The 6,256-nt window shown below is 36.6% G+C and carries 5 protein-coding genes; all 5 read left to right on the forward strand.

Features of this window, described 5'->3' with window-relative positions; genetic code table 11:
- On the forward strand, nt 1-687 hold the full coding sequence (locus ACNQGG_RS11125) for an ABC transporter ATP-binding protein (RefSeq protein WP_417963968.1): 687 nt from the start codon (nt 1-3) through the stop codon (nt 685-687).
- 61 nt (nt 688-748) lie between these two features.
- Nucleotides 749-1,699 carry an ATP-grasp domain-containing protein gene (locus ACNQGG_RS11130; RefSeq protein ID WP_417963970.1) on the forward strand — a complete coding sequence of 317 codons (951 nt, stop codon included), beginning with the start codon at nt 749-751 and terminating at the stop codon, nt 1,697-1,699.
- Nucleotides 1,700-1,730: 31 nt separating this feature from the next.
- Nucleotides 1,731-2,300, forward strand: a complete 570-nt coding sequence (locus ACNQGG_RS11135; RefSeq protein WP_417963972.1) for a cob(I)yrinic acid a,c-diamide adenosyltransferase — start codon at nt 1,731-1,733, stop codon at nt 2,298-2,300.
- A gap of 176 nt (nt 2,301-2,476) precedes the next feature.
- The gene (locus tag ACNQGG_RS11140) at nt 2,477-2,698 is read left to right on the forward strand and encodes a DUF2795 domain-containing protein (RefSeq protein ID WP_007138072.1); all 222 of its coding nucleotides are present in this window, start codon (nt 2,477-2,479) and stop codon (nt 2,696-2,698) included.
- A gap of 84 nt (nt 2,699-2,782) precedes the next feature.
- Nucleotides 2,783-6,124, forward strand: coding sequence for a preprotein translocase subunit SecA (secA, locus tag ACNQGG_RS11145; protein WP_417963974.1), 3,342 nt, complete (start codon nt 2,783-2,785; stop codon nt 6,122-6,124).
- The last annotated feature ends 132 nt before the right edge of the window (nt 6,125-6,256 follow it).

Below are 6,256 nucleotides of genomic sequence, written 5' to 3' on the forward strand. Positions count from 1 at the left end.
ATGGCAAACCCGCTAATAAAAATAACCAATATCAAACGAGATTTTATTCTCGGAAACGAAATCGTTTATGTCCTAAAAGGCATTGATTTAGAGATAAATAAAGGGGAATATGTTGCATTAATGGGACCATCTGGATCTGGAAAATCAACTTTAATGAATTTATTAGGTTGCTTGGACACCCCAACTTCCGGGAGTTATATTCTGAACGGAAAAGATGTCAGCCAGATGAAAGATGATGAATTAGCTGAAATTCGCAATAAAGAAATTGGTTTTGTTTTCCAGACTTTTAACCTTTTGCCAAGAACAACTGCACTAGATAATGTGGCTTTACCCATGATTTACGCAGGTTTTTCTAAATCCGAGAGAAATGTCCGAGCTACCGAAGTATTGGAACAAGTGAATCTTGCTGACAGAATGGACCACCAACCCAACCAACTTTCTGGAGGACAACGCCAGCGTGTAGCTATTGCGCGTGCTTTAGTCAATAAACCATCCATCATTCTTGCCGATGAACCTACAGGAAATTTAGACAGTAAAACATCGCTTGAAATCATGAAACTTTTTGGAGACATCCATGCTAACGGCAACACCGTAATTCTGGTAACTCACGAAGAGGAAATTGCTGCTTACGCCCATAGAATTATCCGTTTAAGAGATGGACTTATTGAAAGTGATACTATAAAATAGTTTTTTTAGGAGCCATTTCCAGCTATTCGCTTGTATCTCTTTCTTGCCATTCTTCCTTCGTATGAATGACAAGAAACAGGATACCGCTGCTATCTGGGCTAAGGAATCCCGCTCACAATACCATCTAAATTTCCAAATAATACCTGCACCCAAAATGAGAATAGCGATACTAACTTGCGAAAAACTTCCCGATTTAACTCCCGAAGATCAAAAAATAATTCCTGCATTAGCCAAACATAACATGCAAGCCAAAGCGGTAATTTGGAGTGACAAAACCATCAATTGGAACGATTTCGACTATTTAATTTTTCGTAATACTTGGGATTATTTCGAGAAAGAAACCGAATTCAACCTTTGGCTTAGCCAAATAGAGAAATCAGGAATTAAAACGCTTAACCCCATTGAAGTAATTAAGCAAAACATCCACAAGTTTTATTTGCGTGAAATGGAAAAGCAGGGAATTAAAATTCTTCCGACTGTTTTCATAGACAAAACGGACAATCTCAATCTTGCAGAACGCATTCCCCCACATTGGAAAAAAGCAGTTATAAAACCGGCATTTTCTGCAGGTTCCTATCTTACGGAAGTTTTTGAACTATCGGATATTCCAAAAATAAACGAGCAATACAAAACTATCGCTTCGGAGAAAGAATTGCTTTTACAAGAATTCATGCCGCAAATTCAAACATTGGGCGAAACCTCTTTTATTTTTTTTAATAAAAAATTCTCTCATTGTGTCAATAAAAAACCCGTTGAAGGGGATTTTAGGGTGCAATCTCAATTTGGAGGAAAATACCATTTGGTTCAACCTAGTCAGGAACTCATTAAAAAAGCACAGAAAATTGTCCATACTTTTCAAGACAATTTATTGTATGCCAGAGTGGACGGAATAGTAATTGACAATGATTTGTACTTAATGGAAATGGAATGTATTGAACCCGATTTGTATTTCAATCTCAGTGACCGTTCACTGGACCGATTTGTAGCAGCAATAGTGGAATTAATACCCTAAATTTGTTCTTTTAAAATCAAACAAACGCGAGATGAAAGTATATACAAAGACTGGAGATAAAGGAACAACAGCACTTTTTGGCGGAACCAGAGTCCCAAAAGACCATGCCCGTATAGAAAGTTACGGCACCGTTGACGAATTGAATTCCCATATCGGTTTAATTCGGGACCAGGAAATGAACAGTCATTATAAAGAAATCCTTATCGAAATACAAGATCGATTATTCACCGTTGGCGCTATACTTGCTACGCCTCCGGAAAAAGAGGTGATGAAAAACGGGGAATTGCGTTTAAAAAAATTGGGGATTATCGAGTCCGATATTGAATTATTGGAAAACGAAATTGACGCGATGGAAGAAGCATTGCCTCCAATGACTCATTTTGTCCTTCCCGGTGGACATACTACTGTGTCATATTGTCATATAGCACGTTGCGTTTGTCGCAGAGCAGAGCGTCTAGCAGTACATTTAAGCCATAATGAACCCGTTGCTGAAATCGCTATCAAATACCTGAACCGACTTTCTGACTATCTTTTTGTGTTGGCACGAAAGTTGTCTCATGATTTGAACGCTGCGGAAATCCAATGGATTCCAAGGAAGTAGTTTTCAGTATGCAGCGGTCCGTTTTCAGCTGTATTTTCGGTTCAAAAACTTTAAACTTTTAAACCTTAAACTTCAAACAAAAAAAGACGTTCTTAACTTTAACTAAAAATAAATGATTTTTTACTTGTCTTTTTCAGTAAAAAATTTATTTTTGCACAAAACTAAATCGACAACAGATGTATTGGACATTAGAATTAGCATCTTATTTAAGTGATGCCCCGTGGCCTGCTAACAAAGACGAACTTATTGACTACGCTATTAGAGCAGGAGCTCCATTAGAAGTAGTAGAAAACCTTCAATCTATAGAAGATGAAGGCGAGATATATGAATCAATGGAAGAAATTTGGCCAGATTATCCTACAGACGAAGATTATCTTTGGAATGAGGATGAATATTAAAAAGTAAACCAAGAAAAAGTCTCAAAAGAGGCTTTTTTTTTGTTTAAATTTACACAATTACACAAATAGAAATAAAAACATATTATGAGTTTTATAAACAGTATCATTAAAGTCTTTGTTGGAGATAAATCTCAAAAAGATGTAAAGGCTTTACAGCCTTATCTTAACAAAATCAAAACTTTTGAAAATCCTCTAATGGCATTATCTAATGATGAACTTAGAGCGCGTACCGCATTTTTCAAAGATAAAATAAAACAAGCCCGTTCTGAAAAAGATGCTAAAATTGACGCATTGAAACAAGAAGTGGAAAGCATTGAAGACATTGATAAAAGAGAAGATATTTATATCGCTATTGATGCGCTGGAAAAAGAAGCTTACGATATTTCGGAAAAAACATTGCTGGAAATCCTTCCTGAGGCATTTGCAGTGGTAAAAGAAACGGCCAGACGATTTAAAGACAACACTCAAATCGTTGTAACTGCAACTGCAAAAGACCGTGAATTTTCAGCAACTAAAAGTTACATCACTTTAGATGGTGACAACGCAATTTGGGCTAATTCCTGGAGTGCTGCCGGTAAAGAAATTACTTGGGACATGATTCACTATGACGTACAGTTAATAGGTGGAATGGTTTTGCATGAAGGAAAAGTAGCTGAAATGCAAACAGGGGAAGGAAAAACATTGGTAGCAACCTTACCGCTGTACTTAAATGCTTTGACTGGAAACGGGGTGCATTTAGTAACGGTAAATGATTATTTGGCAAAACGTGATAGTACATGGAAAGCACCTTTATTCGAATTTCATGGATTGACTGTTGAATGTATTGACAATTACCAACCAAGTTCTGAAGGAAGAAAAAAAGCGTATAATGCTGACATCACTTACGGAACGAATAATGAGTTTGGTTTTGACTACTTGAGGGATAACATGGCGCATACGCCAGATGAATTAGTTCAAAGAAAACACAATTACGCCATTGTCGATGAAGTCGATTCAGTTTTGATTGATGATGCAAGAACTCCGTTGATTATTTCAGGACCTGTTCCACAAGGAGATCGTCATGAGTTCATGGAAATGAAACCAAAGATTGAAAACTTAGTTAGTTTACAACGTCAGTTGGCTAACGGTTTCCTATCTGAAGCTAAAAAATTAATCAAAGAAGGAAATACTAAAGAAGGCGGATTCTTATTATTAAGAGCATACAGAAGTTTACCTAAAAACAAAGCTTTAATTAAGTTTTTGAGTGAGGAAGGAATCAAGCAATTGCTTCAAAAAACCGAAAACCAATACATGCAGGACAACAATCGCGAAATGCATAAGGTTGATGAAGCATTGTATTTTGTAATTGAAGAAAAAAACAACCAAGTTGAATTGACTGATAATGGAATAAAATTCCTTTCAGGAGATACCGATGCTGACTTTTTCGTACTTCCAGATATTGGAACCGAGATTGCTGCTATCGAAAAGAAAAAACTGGACAAAGATACTGAAGCGGAAGAAAAAGAAAGATTATTCCAGGATTTCGGAATTAAAAGCGAGCGTATTCACACGTTGACCCAGCTTTTGAAAGCCTATGCTTTATTTGAAAAAGATGTAGAATATGTAATCATGGACAACAAAATCATGATTGTTGATGAGCAAACAGGTCGTATCATGGATGGCCGTCGTTATTCTGATGGATTACACCAAGCAATTGAAGCCAAAGAAAACGTAAAAATCGAAGCTGCTACACAAACATTTGCAACAGTAACATTACAAAACTATTTCAGAATGTACAGCAAGCTAGGCGGTATGACTGGAACTGCAGTAACTGAAGCGGGTGAGTTATGGCAAATATACAAACTGGATGTGGTAGAAATTCCTACTAACAGAGGAATGGCCAGAAAAGACAAAGAGGATTTTATTTATAAAACGACTCGTGAGAAATTCAATGCCGTAATTGAGGATGTAACCCAATTATCAAATGCAGGAAGACCAGTATTAATTGGAACAACTTCGGTAGAGATTTCAGAATTATTAAGCCGAATGCTTAAAATGAGAGGGGTTGCGCACAATGTATTGAATGCAAAAATGCACAAACAAGAAGCTCAAATCGTTGAAGAAGCAGGAAAATCAGGTGTCGTAACGATTGCTACCAATATGGCTGGTCGTGGTACCGATATCAAATTATCTGCCGAAGTAAAAGCTGCTGGTGGATTAGCGATTGTAGGAACAGAACGTCACGATTCACGTCGTGTTGACCGTCAGTTGCGTGGTCGTGCAGGTCGTCAAGGTGACCCGGGAAGTTCTCAGTTTTATGTTTCTCTTGAAGACAACCTAATGCGTTTGTTTGGTTCTGACAGAGTCGCTAAAGTGATGGACAGAATGGGATTACAGGAAGGCGAAGTAATTCAACATTCTATGATGACAAAATCTATCGAGCGTGCTCAGAAAAAAGTAGAGGAAAATAACTTTGGTGTTCGTAAACGTTTATTGGAATACGATGATGTTATGAATGCACAACGTGAAGTAGTTTACAAACGTCGTCGCCATGCATTGTTTGGAGAGCGTTTGAAATTGGATATTGCTAACATGCTTTACGACACTTGCGAATTGATTATTGACGAAAACAAAGCGACAAATAATTTTAAAAACTTTGAATTTGAATTAATTCGTTATTTCTCTATCACTTCTCCGGTTACCGAAAGTGAATTTGTGAAATTAACTGAGATGGAATTAACCGGTAAAGTATATAAAGCGACATTAGAATTTTATACGGAGAAAACAGAAAGAAGCGCCAGAGAAGCTTACCCTATCATAAAAGATGTTTACGAAGATAAAAACAATCAATTTGAGCGTATTGTAGTTCCATTCACTGATGGAATCAAAACCTTAAATGTGGTTACCGATTTGAAAAAAGCGTACGAAACTCAAGGGGCGCAATTAGTTGCTGATTTTGAGAAAAACATCACTTTGTCAATTGTTGATGAGGCTTGGAAAAAGCACTTGCGTAAAATGGACGAATTGAAACAATCTGTTCAATTAGCCGTTCACGAACAAAAAGATCCATTACTTATTTACAAACTGGAAGCGTTCAATTTATTTAGAGGAATGCTTGACAATGTAAATAAAGAAGTTATTTCATTCTTATTTAAAGGTGATTTACCGGCTCAAGAGAATCAACATATTCAAGAGGCAAAAGAAGTTCGTCAGAAAGAAGATTATAAATTGAGCAAAGACGAAATTCCAAATAGCGAAAATATAAATCGTGAGGCTGGAGAAACGCAACAACGACAAGTAACAGAAACTATCGTGAGAGATATGCCAAAAATCAATCGCAATGACAACGTTACAATTCAAAACGTGGCTAACGGACAAACACAAGAAATTAAATTCAAAAAAGCCGAAAGCTTAATCGCTTCAGGACAATGGGTCATCGTTAACTAATAACCGTTTCGATTCTGTCCCGTCCTGAAAAAACGATACAGATTATTAGATAAAATTAAATATTAAACAGTAGCAAAAATGTTTTTGCTACTGTTTTTTGCTTTATAGGTTCTCATGTTAATTATGCTTTGA

This window comes from Flavobacterium esculini, assembly GCF_048284325.1.
Classification (GTDB): Bacteria; Bacteroidota; Bacteroidia; order Flavobacteriales; family Flavobacteriaceae; genus Flavobacterium.